We start from the raw sequence: 17,367 nt of genomic DNA, 5'->3' as shown, positions 1-17,367 counted from the left end.
CGATCAAAAGCGATTCATAAATAAATCACTATGTATCATCGTTGATCCATTTTTGGATCACTTTTGTATTTTTCGTCATACTGTTTCATTTTTCGTACAAATGTGGGCTGGCTCATTTGCAGGGCTTTGGCTGCTTTGCGTGTAGATTTATGCAAGGCCAGCGCGCGTTTCATCCCTTGAAATTCAAACAGTTCGACTTCTTCTTGAAAGGTTTTGGGAATGATTTTTCCCAGATTTCCAAACATCTCTCTTGGCATATGGTCAGGTCGGATTTCACCGTTGGCACAGGAGATCGCCATGCGTTCCATGACGTTGATCAGCTCTCTGATGTTGCCAGGCCAATCATACTGATACAGCAATTGGGTGGCTTCCCGGGTGATTTGAATTTGGATCGCATTCTTTTCTTGGTAACGCTGTAAAAAGTGTTCGATAAAAAAAGGAATTTCTTCTTTTCGCTCTCGTAGGGGAGGAATGAGGATGGGATACACTTGAAGGCGATAGTACAAATCTTTGCGAAATTCTTTCTGCGCCAGCATCTCTTCCAGGTCTTGATTCGTAGCAGCGATAATCCGTACATCCGAACGAATGGTCTTGACTCCACCGACGCGACGGAATTCCTGTTCTTCGAGAGCCCGTAACAATTTTACCTGCAGATCAAGAGGCATGTCGCCGATCTCGTCCAAAAACAGGGTTCCCCTGTCGGCCATTTCAAAATAGCCGGGCTTTCCTTCTTTGCTCGCTCCCGTGAATGCACCTGATTCATATCCAAAGAACTCACTTTCCATCAAGGAAGCAGGGATGGCTCCACAGTTTACTTTGATAAACGCCCCTTTTGACCGTTTGCTCTTGCTGTGAATGTATTTGGCGATCACTTCCTTGCCTACGCCGGATTCACCGCGAAGCATGACCGGAGAATCAACAGAAGCTACTTTGTCGGCGGCATCCCTGACAGCAAGCATCACTTTGCTGTGCGCAACGAATTCGTTCTTGTGAACCTGCTGTCTGAGAGTTTCGATTTGTTCCAGATAATTCTGATTCATTTGCCTGGCACGGCTCAGATGCTGCTTTAGCTCATTCAACTCCGTCATATCACGCACGCAGTTCACTACATACTCGATTTCATTTTGCTCGTTAAACATGGGCATTCCGGTCGTCATGTATTCCTTGTGCCCATTGTCCATAGGTGCTCGTTGGATGATCGTCACAGGGCGCTTCTCTTCCAATACCCGGATTGTACTTGATTCATTTGAATGGAGTTTAATCCCGACGGTAGTGCGTATGTCATTTCCGACGAGCTCTTCGGCCGTTTTTCCGGTCATACGCTGGTAGGCGGAATTTGCCTTTACGATGATTCCGTCACGGTCTGTGATGATGACTCCGTCGAAGAACAGCTCCAAGAAACTGTCCAGACCCTCTGGCGCAAACATGCGGATACCCCTCCCGATTTCAACTAAGTGCCATTAGTATAGCACAGCTATAATCTAGGTCTGCTGGTGAGAGATGATAGAATGAGCATAGGATGCGGTCATAACCGAAGGAGGCTGAGAAAAACCATGAATTTGACCGAGCAATTTGGCAATATGGATATTTACTTGTTTGATCAACTGTTAAAGGGACGGGTTACGCCAGACATGCAGATTCTTGATGCGGGCTGTGGATCGGGGCGGAATCTGGTTTACTTTTTGCGCAATGGCTACACGGTGTATGCGGTCGACCAATCGGAAAAGGCCATCGAAACCGTCCAGAGGGTGGCGCAAGAACTGGCGGCGGACTGGTCAACTGAGCGTGCTCGCGTAGAACCGATTGAGAATCTGAGCTTTGAAAACGAGAGCTTTGACTTCATCATCAGTAATGCCGTTTTGCATTTTGCCGAAAACGAAGAGCATTTTCATCAGATGCTGGAAGAGCTGTGGCGGGTACTGAAGCCGGGCGGTATCCTCTTCATGCGTCTTGCTTCCTCGATTGGGATGGAGGGTGCTGTACAGCCACTGGGGAATGAGCGATATTTGTTGCCGGACGGAAGCACCCGTTTTCTCGTAAATGAACGGACGATGATGGGCATGACGGATAAACTGCAAGGCGTGTTCCTGGAGCCAATCAAAACGGTGAATGTAGCCGGGCAGCGTTGCATGAGTACGTGGGTAATCAAAAAGAATGCCTAAGCATAAAAGGCCGCCTTCCTGTAGGAGAGGCGGCGTCTTTTTTCTCACTCAAAAATCACGCCCACATCTACTTTCACACCCGCAGTCGACAAAAACACAGTAGATGTCTCCGTCTGTGTTGTCGTTGTTCTTGCTGTTTTCTATAATGAAAAAAGAGAAAAGATCGGACACCACGGCGTGTGAGAGGCGGCGAAGAGATGAAGAGAGAAGAGAGCACGGAAAAGTGGATGAGCCGCGTATTAGAGGCCATTATAGAAACATCGCGCGATCATTTATTAATCACGGACCCTGAGGGCTACATCCGGCTGGTCGGCGATTCGTCCTATGAAATGTACGGCATCGGGAAGGAAGAGCTCTTGGGCAAAAACGTCATCGAGCTGGAAAAAAGGAAGGTCTTTTCTCCATCTGTCACGCGAAAAGTCATGGATGCCAAGACGCCGCAGACAATCATGCAGGAAATACCCGGCGGCCGAAAGCTGATGGTGACGGCGTTTCCCGTCTGGAACGAGGATGGCAGCATGCATTCGATCATCAGCTATTCACATGACCTGACAGAGATTATGGAATTGAAACGACGCTACGAAGGTCTGACAGAACAGCTCAAGCAGTTTGAATCTGAGATTGAGGAGCTGCGCGAAAAGAATCAGGAGGGCTTCGTGGCAGTCAGCCAACCGATGCAAGCGATTGATCGCCTCATCAAAAAAGTCGCTGTCGTCGATTCGACTGTCTTGATTCTCGGGGAATCCGGTGTAGGGAAGAACGTGATCGCCAAAGAAATTCACCGCAATAGCCGCCGTTCGGGCGGACAATTCGTGGAGATCAACTGTGGCTCGATTCCGGAGGGCTTGCTCGAGTCCGAGCTGTTTGGCTATGAGGCTGGATCGTTTACAGGAGCAGCGAAGCACGGCAAGCAAGGGATTATCGAGATGGCGGATCAGGGGACACTCCTGTTGGACGAGCTCGGGGAGCTGCCGCTGACCTTGCAGGCCAAGCTGTTGAAGGTCATTCAGGAAAAACGCCTGCAGCGCGTCGGAAGCACACATTACCGGGACGTTGATTTTCGCCTGATCGCGGCCACCAATCGTGATTTGGAGAAGATGGTGAAGGAAGGAAAGTTCCGGCAGGATTTGTATTTTCGCCTCAATGTTGTCCCGATCCACGTCCCGCCGTTACGAAATCGGCCTGAGGATATAGCGGCTCTCCTGAAGCGCGTCGTGCGCTCGCTCAATGAACGCTACGGAATGGACAAGCGTCTGGACGCGGCCGTGACTCATGCCTTGATGCAGTACGAGTGGCCCGGCAATGTGCGCGAGCTGGAGAACGTCTTGGAGAGAATGGTCGTCACAGCGGACGAGGATATGATCACGCCGCAGTATCTGCCCTCAGAAATCAGAATAGCAGGTGAAGAGCAGGCAGCGATGGTGCCCAGCATAGCCATATCCCAAATGTCGCTTCGGGATGCTTTGGAGCAGGTAGAGGAAAAATGGCTGCGCTATGCATCCGAGCATTATCGGACCACGGGGGAAATCGCGGAGTTTCTCGGCATTAGCCAGCCTTCTGTCGTGCGGAAGCTGCAAAAATATCGCATACGTTCGAAGTAATTCAAAAATGAATAGTTTATTCAAAAATGAATCAAACGTTCCGGTGGCTTTGATTCATTTTTGAATAATTAAGAGTGGCGCAAACGCTTAAAAGCGCGAATTCATCAAGCTCCGAAGTTTGGCATAGGTATTGCTACATATCGTGGTTGAGTTCACAAAGCAACCAAACCAATACCATCTCGAACAAGGAGAGGAAACGATATGTCCAAACAACGTCAATTTGTCAATGTAGCTGCTGGTGTACCAGGTCCAAAGGGAGCGGCTCTGATTGAAAAAAGAAAGCAGTTTGTTCCAAAAGGTGTCGGCAACAACACCCCTGTTTTTGTAGAGTCAGCATCTGGGGCTTTGGTTACGGACGTAGATGGCAATACGTACATCGATTTTGCCGGAGCCATCGGCACATTGAATGCAGGACATTGCCCGCCAGAAGTAGTTGAGGCACTAAAAGCGCAGCTGGACAAATATATCCATCCTTGCTTCCATGTAGGCATGTATGAGCCATATGTGGCTTTGGCTGAGAAGCTGACGCAAATCACACCAGGCAGCTTTGAGAAGAAGACGATGCTCGCGAACAGCGGGGCAGAAGCAGTAGAGAACGCGGTAAAAATCGCCCGCAAATACACAGGACGCCCAGGGATCATTTCCTTTAGCCGCGGCTTCCATGGTCGTACGCTTCTCGGCATGTCGCTGACTTCGAAAGTGAAGCCGTACAAATTCCAGATGGGTCCATTCGCTCCAGCTACGTATAAAGCACAGTTCCCATACCCGCTGAACAAGCCAGAATCCATGACAGATGATGAGTACGCGCAATTTTGCGTGCGTCAGTTCGAGGACTTCCTCTTGACTGAGGTCGCACCGGAAGAAGTGGCTGCCGTTATTATGGAGCCGATCCAGGGTGAAGGCGGCTTTATCGTTCCACCTGTATCCTTCGTCCAAGGTGTCTACAACATTTGTAAAAAGCACCAAATCCTATTCATTTCCGATGAGATTCAAACAGGCTTCGGACGTACAGGCACCATGTTTGCCTCTACCCAATTCGGTATCGAGCCAGATCTCATTACCATGTCAAAATCAATTGCAGCAGGCTTGCCAATCTCTGCTGTTACGGGCCGCGCAGAAATCATGGACGCACCAAACCCGGGGGAGATCGGCGGTACCTATGGAGGAAGCCCTCTTGGATGCGTAGCGGCATTGGCGGTCATTGAGAAAATGGAGCGGGAAGACCTGTCTGGCCGTGCACAGGTAATCGGGGACAAGATCAAGGCGCATTTCCACGCGTTGCAAAAAGATTTCCCAGTGATCGCAGAGGTGCGCGGGCTGGGTGCGATGTGCGCTGTAGAATTTATCGATCCAACAACAAAACAGCCAGCGAAGGAGCTCGTTGCCGGCTTGACCAAAGGCTGCTACGAGTCCGGTGTCATCATGCTTTCTGCGGGCGTCCACAGCAATGTGCTGCGCTTCCTGTCTCCACTGGTCATTACAGATGAGCAGCTGGAAGAAGCGCTGGATATTATGACGGATGTTCTGAAGAGCCAATACGTGACGAACTAAAACGACCGAGGGAGGTACTTATCACTTATGAAGAAGCATCTCTACATCAACGGACAATGGAAAGAAGCAAAAGAATACGTACCACTCTACTCCCCGTATTCTGGCGAGCTGCTGGGCGAAATCGCGCAGGCAGACGATCAGGACGTCGACGAGGCAATCAAGGCGGCAAAAGCAGCGGCAAAAGGCATGGCGAAAATGCCAGCCAGTCAGCGTGCCTTGATTCTGGAGCGTGCAGTCGCGATTATGGAAGCACGCAAGGAGGAGCTGGCGGTCATCCTCGCACAGGAAGCCGCCAAGCCATTGCGCACAGGTCGTGTAGAAATTGCCCGGACGATCCAGACTTACAAGTTCGCAGCAGAAGAAGCGAAGCGTATCCATGGGGAGACTGTACCACTCGATGCAGCACCGGGTGGTGAAGGACGTCTTGCTTTTACGGTGCGCAAGCCAATCGGCGTAGTCGGTGCGATCACTCCTTTTAACTTTCCGTTCAATCTCGTGGCACACAAGGTAGGTCCGGCGATTGCAGCAGGGAATACGGTCGTGCTGAAGCCAGCCAGTCAGACCCCGCTTAGCTCTCTCATTCTTGCCGATATTTTCGCGGAGGCAGGCTTGCCAGCTGGAGCGCTCAATATTTTGCCTGGAAAAGGTGCAGTCGTAGGCGAAAAGCTGGTGAGTGACAGCCGAATTGCTGCGATTACCTTTACAGGTAGCCCTGCGGTTGGTATTGCGATGAAAAACAAAGCGGGACTCAAGCGCGTCACCTTGGAGCTCGGCTCTAACTCTGCGGTGATCATCGACCACAACGTAGAAATCACGCAAGCGCTGATTGATCGCTGCGTGACAGGTGCTTTCTCCTTTAGTGGTCAAGTGTGCATCTCTCTGCAGCGTGTCTATATTCACCAGAGCAAGTATGAAGAGTTCCTGGAGAAGTTCAAAGCAGGCACAGAAAAGCTCGTGCTGGGTGATCCGTTGAAGGAGGAGACAGATATGTCCTCCCTGATCTCAGCCAAGGATCATGAGCGGATGGGTGCATGGGTACAGGAAGCAGTAGAAGCGGGGGCGCATGTGGTCACTGGAGGGAAGCCTGTCAGTGAGAACCTCTTTGCTCCTACGATCCTGACAAATGTAGGCGCGCATGTCGCCGTCTCTTGCCAGGAGGTATTCGGCCCAATTGTGGTCGTCACGCCGTTTGAGACGATGGATGAAGCGATTGAGGCTGTAAATGACTCCCGCTTCGGATTGCAGGCAGGCATTTATACGAGTGACATTCACGCGGCAATGCGTGCAGCTGAAGAGCTGGAAGTCGGTGGCGTGATGATCAACGACATTCCGACTTTCCGCGTGGACAACATGCCGTATGGCGGAGTAAAAGACAGCGGCTTTGGCCGTGAAGGCATCAAGTATGCCGTCGAGGAACTGACCGAACTGAAACTAATCGCGATCAAGCTATAGCAGGTGTAAGACGAGTCCGATGTGGCTCGTCTTTTTTAGTCACCCGCTATTTATTCCGAAGCTGGGGCGGTTCCCAGAGGCACTTGGACTGGAAATTTGCTTCAAGGTAAAAATGAATATGGAAAAGCATGATGGTTATCACTGTGGGGACAATTCATCCGGGATTTGCTAGAATGTTTTTCGATAATGATGTAACTTTGTACCAGAGATGAACGTTATAATGCTAGAAGCGGTAGTCTGCCCATATACAGGGCGGCTGTTACATATTGATTTTGGACATTATTCATAGGAGCGTGGAATTTTTGAGTCTCTGGGAAGCTTTTGTCGCGATTATGCTGGGGCTGGTCGAGGGATTGACTGAGTTTGCCCCAGTTTCCTCTACGGGTCACATGATCATTGTGGATGATTTTTTGTTCCAAACGAAAGAGATGTTTTCACCAGAAGTGGCGAACACCTTCAAGATTGTCATCCAGCTCGGCTCGATTTTGGCTGTTGTCGTTTTGATGTGGGATCGCTTCATGAGCTTGCTAGGCCTACATAAGCTGTCTGGCAAGAAGAGTGAGATTCCGGCAGGACCACGACTGAATTTGGTTACGGTCATTGTCGGTCTGATTCCAGCGGGGATTCTGGGTGTTCTATTTGACGACTACATTGATGAGTATTTGTTCTCTACAAAGACCGTGGTAATCGGTCTGGTGCTGGGCGCTCTGCTCATGCTGGCTGCGGATTGGTTCCGACCAAAGCGTGCCAAGATCGAATCGGTTGACCAAATTACGTACAAGCATGCGTTGCTGGTCGGGCTCATTCAATGCTTCTCCTTGTGGCCAGGCTTTTCCCGTTCGGGTTCCACGATCTCTGGGGGCGTGCTGTTGGGCATGAGCCATCGGGCGGCGGCAGATTTCACGTTTATTATGGCTGTGCCGATCATGGCGGGCGCGAGCTTTTTGTCGCTCGTGAAGCGTTGGGATGCCATTACGATGGATACGATTCCATTTTTCGTCGTCGGTTTTATTAGTGCTTTTGTGTTCGCACTCCTGTCGATCCGTTTCTTCCTGAAGCTGATTAATCGCATCAAGCTGACACCTTTTGCGATTTATCGTTTGGTGCTGGCAGCAGTTATTTACTTTGTGTTTATGTAAAATCCATATGAGTAGGACACAAAAAAGTAGCCGGTTTCGCTTTATAGCGTGAACCGGCTTTTTTAAGCAAATGAAAGGTTATTTTTGCTTTTCGTATTTCCACGATCCATTGTCATATTTGAGCTTGAAAATGAGCATCTCGCCATCTTCTCGAATAAACGAGAAAGAGCCTTCTTTTAAAGTTTCATCCAAAAGAATAGCAGGAATGGTATCCCCTACTTTGGCATATTTCTGCATGATTTCGTCCTGAATTTCAATGAATGAACCGCCTACGTCCTCCACAAATTCTTTGTCCATTTTTTCTATCAGTGGCGTGCTATTTGTAAATTCATTAAAAAGCCATTTCTTGCCTGTCTTATCCGTAACAGTTTTCATATTTTCTAAATCTTTCGCTTCTGCTTCGATTCCCAATGAATGGAGTACCTTTAGGTGATTCCCTTTTATATATTGATCTATATCTTCATTTGCATATAGATTGCTGCCAGCGAAAACAGCGCCAGCTAAAACAAGGACGAGAATAAATGCCCTTCTTTTCTTCATATGACCATTCCCTCCTACGAATTTTTATATAGGCAACACAGCTTCGGAAGTCCAGAAACTCATGTTAATCACTCGCTCTTTGCTCGCTCGGTTTTTCAATAATAATTCCGTTTAATGTAAGAGTGACAGGATTCGCAATCGTATCTCCAACAGGGCATGTCTGTTCCAAAAAATGCACAAAAGACTCAACTTGCTCTCTAGGAGAATCGGATTTGATATGAAAGGTGTATCGGATTTCAGAATACCCGCGTCGAACATCTGATTTGTTCATGAAGCCATCTGTATCGAGATCGCCTTCGACTTCCACCCAAAAATCGTCGAGTTGAACGTTAAACTTCCTGGCATATACTCTAGCAACAATAGATTGGCAAGCACCTAATGCGGAGAGCACCAGTTCAACCGGGTTCATCCCAGTATCCGTTCCTCCCAAGCTTTTCGGTTCATCGATGGTTATCTCGAAATTTCTGGAACTGGCCTTCACAACCATTCCCTTCTGTAGATGTGCAGTTGCTTTGAATGTTTCAACAGGCATGATGCACACTCCCCTCTGAATAATCAATACAAGTAAACTTTACCATAGTTTTCCAATTGAAAAAGGGGCTGTCTCAAAAGTCGATTCCCGACTTAGAGACGCCCCTTATAAATGATATGTTTTTGATTTTTGAGTGTTGAAAATTTACGCTATTTGGACACGCGATTCTTTTATTTCAAGAGATAAACGGCTCGCGTGGTGATAAATCCTTTTACTTCTTCGCTTGGGTCCAGCTTTTGCTCAACGAACGGAATGCCCGCTTCTTGCAAACGTACTTTCACCGCATTGAAATGATGGAAGTCTACGACCAGCGTTTTGTTGCTTGCCTTGATCTCTTGCAGCTGCTTTTTGACGAAAGCATTGGCGCCTGACTGTCCAATGATATGAGAAGCATTTACCAGCATCATATTGACGAGTAAAATGACGACTAAGGCTCTGCCCGCATGGCGTAAAAAGCCTTTCTGGACATCCCAGACTGCCAGTGCAAGCAAGAGCGGAATCAACCAAAGCTGTGGAACATAGCGCGCCCACCAGCTTTCCGGATTAATGAGCACTGTCACGAAGAGCGCCAGACTGATCCATAAAAAAGGTGCCGCTTTTTTTCGATGGGTCCCAACAAGCAAGGCCACGAGAATCAGGCATGTGATAATCACAGCCCCTCCGAAAAGCGGTCCGAATCCAGCTATCCGTACGTCAGGAGAGTAGAACACCGCGAGCTCTTTTAAGGTGACTGTAAATGGCACTTTCCATGTAGGGCTATTGGGTGTTGCAATGTTCTCCGATTTGGAGAATAAGGATATAGCCAAATTTTCAATGCTCGTATTGTCCATGAAGCCATGCGGGCTGTTCGAGGTCATGATATCAACGGCACCTTCACCCGCCAGCGGATAAAAAGGATGCCCCTTTGAGAGCGTATTGGTGACATACGGATTGTACCCGACAACGCCTACTGTGATAACGAGACTGATCGAAAGCCACACGAGCATGCTTTTGATGTGCTGACGGCGATCGTAGAAAAAGAAGAGTACGAGAATAGCCAAGCCGAGCAATCCGGCGTACCCCAATGCCGTGAATTTGATTTGAGCCAGCAGCATGAGTGCTGAGCATAGCGCCAACAGCGTCCAGACATGGTAGCGCTTGTACAGCAGATAGCCGAGAGTGCAGATGATGAGGACGAGTGAGCCAAGCTGTCCGTCAATATAGAAAGACGTCGATTGCATGATGACCGCGGGATTGAACGCCGCGAGCAGCGCGAAGGCAATCGCAGCCCCTTTTTTCTCAGGGAAAGCAGTACGGATGGCAGCGACTGTCAGGAAGAAGGACGATGCGATCAACAACAGGTTGAAAATTTTGCTTATCTCGATCTGACCGGTCAGTTTATACATGACAGCATCGAGCATCCACGGCCCTTTGGCGTAATGATTGATCCATAGGTGAAAGGCCGATAGTACCTCTTTATTATCCATTTCCTCCACTTCTTTTGAATCAGAAGGCTTGAGGATGGGCTGGTCTTGAACCGGATTCCAGCCATCAGTTAGCTTCACGATGGCTTCCTGATGATACGTTTGTCCGTCAAAAGAGAGATCAAACGTATTGGCACTGATGTAGTAGCTAATGCCTGCCACGATAGCTAGTCCAGCCAAAAGGGAGAAAAACCAGGCCCGGCGACGCGAGCTTACGAAGACTGCCACCATCCCACCCAATGAAGCCAAAGCGGCGACCAAGCCAATCCAAAAGCTAGCGGCAGTCACGGATACGCCGAACAAAAATAAAACCGATGTGCTAAGCACAATCGTAGTCATAAACAATAGTAAAGCCGTCCCGAGCAGGAACGAGTACGTAGCTGTACGGTTATTCATGAATATGATCTCCTGTCTACGAATCTACTAGAGGTTGCTCAAAAAGTCGTCTTTTGATCACGAAGAAGTACGGAAAGCTGATTCGACATCGAAAGTGGCGTTCACCTTCGAAGTCCGGTGCTCATGTAGGTGTCCTACACTCCGCTCCTCCTTCTTCAGGTTCTCGCTACTTTCTCGGTGCTGAAAAGCCGACTTTTTGAACACGCACTATTAGCCAATGAGGCCAGGGAGGTTCGCTGCTAGCCAATGTAATACGGTCGCAAGCAGTACCCCCAGCACCAGTCCCCCGGCAATTTCCCACTTTGTATGTCCCATACTTTCACGCAACGGCTTAGTCGGTAAAACATCTGGATGTTCTGTTGCGAGCTTGTTGAGTGCCTCTGCATGCTTTCCAACCGCTCTACGCAGTCCGGTCGCATCGATGATCACAATAAACGTCACTGCCACACCTAGCCCAAATGCAGGGTGAGCAAAGCCCTCCTGCAAACCAATCAAAAATACAGTCGTGACCATAACTGTTGTGTGCGTGCTGGGAAACCCGCCGTTCCCCACCATTTCCTTGGCCCGGGAACCAAAACGGAGGTAATTAATCAAAAATTTGGTTATTCCGGACACAAGCCAGCCAATAAACGGCGCTACCGCATATAACATGATAAAACTCCTCTACGTGATGAATTACGACTGAGAGATGACAACGACGCCCACGACGATGATCGCTAGCCCAACGATGCGAGTCAGTGACATCGGTTCGTTAAAAATGAAGAAGGACATGACTGCGACCAATACGTACCCGAGTGCTGCCATGGGATAGGCAAAGGAAAGCTGCACCTTTTCCAGTGCAGCGATCCAGATAAACGCGGAAAGTCCGTACAGGGTAAGTCCCACCATAATCGGTAGGTTGGTGAAATAGCTCAGGAACTTCAGTAGCAGCATGTCTTGATTACTGTTGAGCGAGGATGCGCCCATTTTCATCGCAACTTGACCACATGCACTGAGGATCACGGAGACGATGATAAGAACGATTGATGGCATAGTCTGATCCACAACCTATCTGTGCAATTAGTTTCAAACAGTCGGCAATTTAAATTCGAAAGCATAAATAATCCCGGCTACCATCAAGACATACAGCAGCACGGTGATGAGAATGGGCTTGTCCTGCAAGAGCACCTTTTCAGGACTGCCGCCTTGATTCGTGACGGTGATCAAATACAGGTAACGGAAAATACCAAAGATCACGAGCGGGATCGTCCACATCAAGTGAATCGTGCGGCCTGATGTAAAGGTGAACAAGGAATAGCTGATGATCGTCATGGTCGTCACAATCGTATTCAACTGATTCAACAATTCGGACGAATAGCTGTCGAGTACTTTGCGGTGTGTTCCTTTATCCTGCTGCAACAAAATCAGCTCGTGACGACGCTTGCTGATGGCCAAAAACAGCGCGAGCAGCATCGTACAGAGCAAAAACCACGGCGTAAACGGTGTTTGGATCATCAGACTTCCACCGATGGCACGCAAAACAAAACCAGCGGAAATAATCATGACATCCAGAATAACCACATGCTTGAGCTTCAGGGAGTAAGCAACATTGAGCACAAAGTAAACCAGCAGCACGAGCGCGAATAAGCGGTCAAAATAGTAAGCACAAACCAGGGAGCCTACTAACAAAAACGCACCAAATGCAAGTGCGAGCGCTGGCGGCAATGCACCCGAAGCCATGGGCCGGAATTGTTTTTCCGGGTGATTTCGGTCATTTTTGATATCGACAAAATCATTGAGGATGTAGACACAGCCGGATACGAAACAAAACAGCAGGAATGCCAGCACTGATTTTCCAATGACATCCGGACTTACCTTGTGCAAGGAAAATAGCAAGGCAGCAAAGACTAGCAGGTTTTTGGTCCATTGATGTGGACGAAGCTGCTTCACTAGCAAATAGACCATATTTTGTCGAACGCGTGGCGTTGTTTTGACGTCAACTTTAACAGAATTTGATGTTGCCCCCATATCTAACTCCTATCCATGTATCGAATCTTGTACTCTGTAATGACGAAAAATGTAAAAAGAAGGTTACACCTGTATTATGGTAACATAACTTCTCCCATAAATTTTTACGATAACAGAAAAAATGTGAACTGGCGATAAAGAATGATTGCCAAAAATAATATCAGGTGTAAACAAGAAAACGCAGCTCCCTATGAAGAAGCTGCGTTTTGGGTTATTCACTTCTAATTTACCCGCGGAATATGATTGGTCGTTCTTTTCCGCGAATAGAGAGCCAAATTAATCAATACAATCACGAGTATGATCAATTGCGGAATCGTCGTCTCCCAGCTCGCGTAAATGCCCAGAGACGGTGCATATAGCAAGTAATCGCTGCTGTGAGCAGATAGGCTACCCGTTACCTGCAAAGCGTGGATGCTGACGCCTACGAATTTAAACGCCATATAGTAGAGCAAGAGACTCGCGACGAAGAAGAACGGACGAACCGGAATACGTGCACTGAGCTTGAGGATCGCAATGCCAATCACGGCCAAAACGACAAGCGCGCCCATAATGCCGATCAACAGGTCTGTCATAGAAATCGTAGCGGCCATTCCCATATAAAAGATAATCGTTTCTGCCCCTTCGCGGGCGACAGCGAGAAAGGCGGTGAATGAGAGCGACCACAGTGCTCCTTTTGCCAAAGAAGAGCCAATAGACTTCTCGACAAACTGATTCCATGCTTGCAAATTGGACTTCTTGTGCAACCAGGCACCAATTGTCAGCATAAAGAAGACAGCAATCAATCCGGTTACGCCTTCAATCGTTTCGCGCGAGCTGCCGGTGGAGAGAGTGGAAAAAACCATACTCAGAATGATAGCAAGAATCGCAGAGGCTACGAGCCCAACTGCTGCCCCCGACCAGATCCATTTGCGCTTGTCTGCATTGCCTGACTTGTTCAGGACAGTGAGCAGGGAGACGATGATCAAGATGGCCTCCAGCCCTTCGCGAAACAATATGAGCCCGGCATCCAAGGCGGTGTACGAGGAAGCTGTCGAGAATGGCGCAAGCTCTGCCTTCATTTCCGCAAGATGTGCGGTCGCTTTATCCCATTGAGGGGGATTGGACAGGATGAGTGTCGGGACGGTGACCATTTTGGCTTCAATGCTGCTGTAGGTAGCCGGTGATTTGGTCATGACTACGCCTTCTACAGAGGGCCAGGTGGCGATAAAGGTGTCCATTTTGCTCGAAGCAGTAGTTGCGTCCTGATTAGCGATATCTGCTTCTACCGACGTCAGGAGTGCGAGTAGAGACGAGATCGGGGACTGCTCCGAAGAGGAATTCGCAATCGTCTGGACTGTTTTTCCAGCCAAATAGTTCTCGACTGCTGTCAGGAGTGCCTGTACTTTCTCTGCGCTCTTTGCAGGATCGGGTGGTTCTGTGTTCAAGGCAATGCGGGCACTGCTGATTTTGATTTCCATATCCCCGTAGACTGCGGTATTTTCGGCTCGAACAAGACCCTCTGCCTTGTACCAGCCGGTGACGAAGCTGTTGTACGACTGCTTGGCTTTTGCCAGATCGCCTTCTTTGATGGCCGTCATGCTGTTTTGCAAGAGCGGCAGCAACGCGGCAATTTGCTTGTGTGCTCTTTCTTTTGGCTGACCACCTTCTTCTTTTGCCGAGACGTAACGGTCAGCAGCTTTTGCCAGATTCGATACGGCTGCTTTTGCAGCGTCAGGATTCGCCTTTGCTTGGGCAAGGGCTTGCTCTGCTTCAGCGAGTGCTTGCGTCAATGTCTGTGCATCTGCGGAGGTCTCTTCCGAATGAGCCTCCCAGATGGTCTTCATACTGCTGATCGCATTTGCTGCTTCTTCCCAGTTGTTATCTCCACTGCTAATCAGGGCATCACTGGAGAGAGCGATCATTTGCTTGAGTTGCTCTGGCAAAAGCGGCGCGGCTACAGCGGTAGACAGAGCAGATGTCCATAGCAGCATACACGTACAAATGATAAACAGATAGCGTTTCAAGTTGTTCACTCCATCCCGGGTAGTTGGTTAAAACAGCGTGTCCCCGATGTATCCGCCTTCGCTTGCACCAGGAAGACAGGCGTACAACCCACTGCCGACATGGGTGATATATTCATTGAGCAAATCGACGGATGCGAGCTTTTGTTGCATCGGAATGAATTGCTTGCGTGGATCGCGGTTAAAGCAAATGAACAAAAGCCCCGCATCGAGCTGACCCGTCTTGAGATCCATGCCACTCGAATAGGAGTATCCGCGCCGCAAAATTTTTACCTTGCCTTCCATATGGGCCAAGGCGACGTGGGAATCGACAGGGATAACGGGATTTCCCTTCGAGTCCTTGCGATCTGGCTCCAGCTCGTCGAACTCATTTGCTTTGCCTAGAGGAGCTCCCGTCATACGGTGACGACCAAACGTATTCTCCTGGTCAGCGAGGGAGGAGCGGTCCCATACCTCGATTCGCATACGGATTCTGCGCATGACCATGTAGCTGCCACCTGCCATCCACGCGGGACTTTCAGCAGTGTGAGCCCAGACGATTTCATTTGCGGCAGCGGGATCGTTCATCTGTGGATTGTTCGTGCCATCCTTGAAGCCCATCAGATTTCGTGGTGTGGAGCCAGTTGGGTCAGATGCGCTGGTACGCTGGAAGCCTTCTTGCAGCCAGTGAAGGACAGCCTTGCCTCGTGCGATCCGGGCCAAATTCCGCAGGGCGTGGAAGGCAACTTGAGGATCATTGGCACAGACTTGCACCACAATATCGCCATCTGACCATTCTTTTCGCATTTCATCGCTGTTGAAGCGAGGCAGATCAACCAAGGGAGCTGGTCGTTTGGCAGCCAGACCAAAGCGCTCGTCAAAGAAGGAAGCGCCGAGTCCAAATGTAATCGTCAATTGCATTGGTCTAAGACCCATGGCTTCTCCCGTGTCGACAGGAGGAAGAAGGGCGTTATCGCTTTCCGCATCGACGTTTTTACCAGCGGTCATGTGTGCTGCCGCCTGCGTCCAGCTTTGGAACAGCTTGCGGACATCCCCGAGCGAGGTCGTCGTCAAATCAAAAGCACCCATGCAGATAAAATCTTGCATAGGTGTAATGATCCCGGACTGATGCTTGCCATAGAAGGGAATGACCTCATCTGCACGGGTCGGAGTGGCACTCGTCTGCTCATTTTTAGGAGTAGAGGGCAAAAGAGTATTGACCCCGGTCGCCCCCAACAAAAGGCCAATCCCCCCGACACCAGCCATTTTCAGAGCTTCTCGACGCGTGATTTTGTTCGCTGAGGTGTTTGCGAGATGCTTGTCATTCATCTAGTTAGCCTCCTACGATCGTACCCATTTTGGACAATGGTTCAGCCAATGCATCGAGGGATTGACTCAGCTTTTTCACCTGGTCTTCTTTCAATTCGGTGTACAGCACATAGCCGTCGCCCTTACGATAAGGTGCGAGTGCTTTGTCCAAATCAGCAAAGCGAGCTTCAATCTCTGTGGCAAGAGCAGGGTCTTTTGCCGTAACAGCAGGCTTCAATACTTTATAAATTTCGTGAGCGCCTTCCACGTTCGCAGCGAAATCGTACAAATCGGTATGGGAATAACGTTCTTCCTCACCCGTCACCTTGCTCGTCGATACCTCGTTCAAGAGCTCGACTGCACCCGTTACCAGCATAGGCACATCGATCTCGACGCTCTCTACCTTCACGCGGAGCTGCTTGACGTCTTGCAGCAGCTGATCTGCCACTTTTCCCTGGTCAGCGACCGATTTGGTTTCCCAGAGTGCTTTCTCCAATTTGTGATAGCCGCGCCATTCGCTATCAGGCACATCGCCTTCGCGGGCATCAATCCACGGGTCAAAATCGCCGAGAGATTCCGCAATCGGTTCAATTCTCTCAAAGTACGCACGGGCAGGGGCATATTCCTTTTTCGCTTTCTCCATATCGCCTGCTTTGACGGCGGTGGTGAAGCTCTCTGTTGCTTTTACGAATTGATCGGTTTGGTCAACGACCCATTTGCGGTATTGATCAATCGAAGCTTGCAGCTCAGGAGAAGGAGCAGAAGCAGAGCTGGCTGTCGCAGACTGATCAGCAGCGGCAGGCTTGTCAGGCTGAGCAGCTTCTGGTTTTTTCTCTTCGGTTTGTGTTTGTGTGCTTCCACAAGCGACGAGCAAGGAGGAACCGATAATCACTGCGGCAAGTGGATAACTCCATTTTTGAATCATGAAAAGACATCCCTTCGAGGTGATATAAGTGCATAATTACATAATTATATAATGATAATGAATATCATTATCATTCATAAAGAATTTAAATCTTTCTTAGAAAGTTTGCAATCTTTTTTTGTCTACCGATCACAGGTTAGTTTTGGAGGGGTTCACACAAAACCAAAACTGGCTCAACACTCCCTTAACAATTACTTGTTATGATCGAGCTATCAACGAAATCAATAACGTCTGTAAGTGGGTCGAGACGTGGAGAAAGCCCTCATACAGCAATAGATCTGAAAAAGACCGTTTCATTCGGTTTGTTTCATT

15 protein-coding genes are annotated in these 17,367 nt (G+C 49.0%); 5 read left to right on the top strand and 10 right to left on the bottom strand.

The window, feature by feature from the left end:
* Positions 1–35: 35 nt before the first annotated feature.
* Positions 36–1,427 (bottom strand): sigma-54 interaction domain-containing protein, encoded by a 1,392-nt coding sequence (locus AB1L17_RS20300; RefSeq protein WP_412846920.1) that lies wholly within the window; start codon positions 1,425–1,427, stop codon positions 36–38.
* Positions 1,428–1,553: 126 nt separating this feature from the next.
* Between AB1L17_RS20300 and AB1L17_RS20295 the strand changes: the two genes are divergently transcribed.
* From AB1L17_RS20295 to AB1L17_RS20275, 5 genes are all read left to right on the top strand, one after another.
* On the top strand, positions 1,554–2,162 hold the full coding sequence (locus AB1L17_RS20295) for a class I SAM-dependent methyltransferase (protein ID WP_412846919.1): 609 nt from the start codon (positions 1,554–1,556) through the stop codon (positions 2,160–2,162).
* Positions 2,163–2,359: 197 nt separating this feature from the next.
* Positions 2,360–3,763 (top strand): sigma-54 interaction domain-containing protein, encoded by a 1,404-nt coding sequence (locus AB1L17_RS20290; protein WP_412846918.1) that lies wholly within the window; start codon positions 2,360–2,362, stop codon positions 3,761–3,763.
* 201 nt (positions 3,764–3,964) lie between these two features.
* Positions 3,965–5,314 (top strand): 4-aminobutyrate--2-oxoglutarate transaminase, encoded by a 1,350-nt coding sequence (gene gabT / locus AB1L17_RS20285; protein ID WP_412846917.1) that lies wholly within the window; start codon positions 3,965–3,967, stop codon positions 5,312–5,314.
* Between the two features lie 27 nt (positions 5,315–5,341).
* Positions 5,342–6,766 (top strand): aldehyde dehydrogenase family protein, encoded by a 1,425-nt coding sequence (locus AB1L17_RS20280; protein WP_412846916.1) that lies wholly within the window; start codon positions 5,342–5,344, stop codon positions 6,764–6,766.
* Positions 6,767–7,068: 302 nt separating this feature from the next.
* Positions 7,069–7,905 carry an undecaprenyl-diphosphate phosphatase gene (locus AB1L17_RS20275; protein ID WP_412846915.1) on the top strand — a complete coding sequence of 279 codons (837 nt, stop codon included), beginning with the start codon at positions 7,069–7,071 and terminating at the stop codon, positions 7,903–7,905.
* Between the two features lie 78 nt (positions 7,906–7,983).
* On the opposite strand, the gene AB1L17_RS20270 is transcribed toward AB1L17_RS20275, so the two are convergent.
* From AB1L17_RS20270 to efeO, 9 genes are all read right to left on the bottom strand, one after another.
* Positions 7,984–8,445, bottom strand: coding sequence for a hypothetical protein (locus AB1L17_RS20270; RefSeq protein WP_412846913.1), 462 nt, complete (start codon positions 8,443–8,445; stop codon positions 7,984–7,986).
* A 64-nt stretch (positions 8,446–8,509) separates the two neighbouring features.
* Positions 8,510–8,977 (bottom strand): OsmC family protein, encoded by a 468-nt coding sequence (locus AB1L17_RS20265; protein WP_412846912.1) that lies wholly within the window; start codon positions 8,975–8,977, stop codon positions 8,510–8,512.
* 170 nt (positions 8,978–9,147) lie between these two features.
* The gene (locus AB1L17_RS20260) at positions 9,148–10,836 is read right to left on the bottom strand and encodes a hypothetical protein (protein WP_412846911.1); all 1,689 of its coding nucleotides are present in this window, start codon (positions 10,834–10,836) and stop codon (positions 9,148–9,150) included.
* Between the two features lie 210 nt (positions 10,837–11,046).
* Positions 11,047–11,487, bottom strand: a complete 441-nt coding sequence (locus AB1L17_RS20255; protein ID WP_412846910.1) for a divergent PAP2 family protein — start codon at positions 11,485–11,487, stop codon at positions 11,047–11,049.
* Between the two features lie 24 nt (positions 11,488–11,511).
* The gene (locus AB1L17_RS20250; protein ID WP_412846909.1) at positions 11,512–11,868 is read right to left on the bottom strand and encodes an SMR family transporter; all 357 of its coding nucleotides are present in this window, start codon (positions 11,866–11,868) and stop codon (positions 11,512–11,514) included.
* Positions 11,869–11,901: 33 nt separating this feature from the next.
* A complete protein-coding gene (locus tag AB1L17_RS20245) occupies positions 11,902–12,843 on the bottom strand; it encodes a decaprenyl-phosphate phosphoribosyltransferase (protein WP_412846908.1) in 942 nt (313 codons plus the stop codon).
* A gap of 221 nt (positions 12,844–13,064) precedes the next feature.
* Entirely contained in the window at positions 13,065–14,846 is a 1,782-nt protein-coding gene (locus AB1L17_RS20240) for an FTR1 family iron permease (protein ID WP_412846907.1), read from the bottom strand.
* Positions 14,847–14,873: 27 nt separating this feature from the next.
* On the bottom strand, positions 14,874–16,151 hold the full coding sequence (gene efeB / locus AB1L17_RS20235) for an iron uptake transporter deferrochelatase/peroxidase subunit (RefSeq protein ID WP_412846906.1): 1,278 nt from the start codon (positions 16,149–16,151) through the stop codon (positions 14,874–14,876).
* Positions 16,152–16,155: 4 nt separating this feature from the next.
* Positions 16,156–17,055 (bottom strand): iron uptake system protein EfeO, encoded by a 900-nt coding sequence (gene efeO, locus AB1L17_RS20230; RefSeq protein ID WP_412846905.1) that lies wholly within the window; start codon positions 17,053–17,055, stop codon positions 16,156–16,158.
* Positions 17,056–17,367: the final 312 nt, after the last annotated feature.

Origin of the sequence: Brevibacillus jepli, assembly GCF_047229145.1 — a bacterium.
Taxonomy (GTDB): domain Bacteria; phylum Bacillota; class Bacilli; order Brevibacillales; family Brevibacillaceae; genus Brevibacillus.
This window is presented reverse-complemented; position numbering and strand designations above follow the sequence as displayed.

Bases quoted from the DNA above. Each gene is read 5' to 3' on its own strand.
- AB1L17_RS20300 (WP_412846920.1), bottom strand. From the start codon at position 1,427: ATGTTTGCGCCAGAGGGTCTGGACAGTTTCTTGGAGCTGTTCTTCGAC.
- AB1L17_RS20250 (WP_412846909.1), bottom strand. From the start codon at position 11,868: ATGCCATCAATCGTTCTTATCATCGTCTCCGTGATCCTCAGTGCATGT.
- efeO (WP_412846905.1), bottom strand. From the start codon at position 17,055: ATGATTCAAAAATGGAGTTATCCACTTGCCGCAGTGATTATCGGTTCC.
- AB1L17_RS20260 (WP_412846911.1), bottom strand. From the start codon at position 10,836: ATGAATAACCGTACAGCTACGTACTCGTTCCTGCTCGGGACGGCTTTA.
- AB1L17_RS20280 (WP_412846916.1), top strand. From the start codon at position 5,342: ATGAAGAAGCATCTCTACATCAACGGACAATGGAAAGAAGCAAAAGAA.
- AB1L17_RS20290 (WP_412846918.1), top strand. From the start codon at position 2,360: ATGAAGAGAGAAGAGAGCACGGAAAAGTGGATGAGCCGCGTATTAGAG.
- AB1L17_RS20245 (WP_412846908.1), bottom strand. From the start codon at position 12,843: ATGGGGGCAACATCAAATTCTGTTAAAGTTGACGTCAAAACAACGCCA.
- AB1L17_RS20270 (WP_412846913.1), bottom strand. From the start codon at position 8,445: ATGAAGAAAAGAAGGGCATTTATTCTCGTCCTTGTTTTAGCTGGCGCT.
- AB1L17_RS20295 (WP_412846919.1), top strand. From the start codon at position 1,554: ATGAATTTGACCGAGCAATTTGGCAATATGGATATTTACTTGTTTGAT.
- gabT (WP_412846917.1), top strand. From the start codon at position 3,965: ATGTCCAAACAACGTCAATTTGTCAATGTAGCTGCTGGTGTACCAGGT.
- AB1L17_RS20255 (WP_412846910.1), bottom strand. From the start codon at position 11,487: ATGTTATATGCGGTAGCGCCGTTTATTGGCTGGCTTGTGTCCGGAATA.
- AB1L17_RS20265 (WP_412846912.1), bottom strand. From the start codon at position 8,977: ATGCCTGTTGAAACATTCAAAGCAACTGCACATCTACAGAAGGGAATG.
- efeB (WP_412846906.1), bottom strand. From the start codon at position 16,151: ATGAATGACAAGCATCTCGCAAACACCTCAGCGAACAAAATCACGCGT.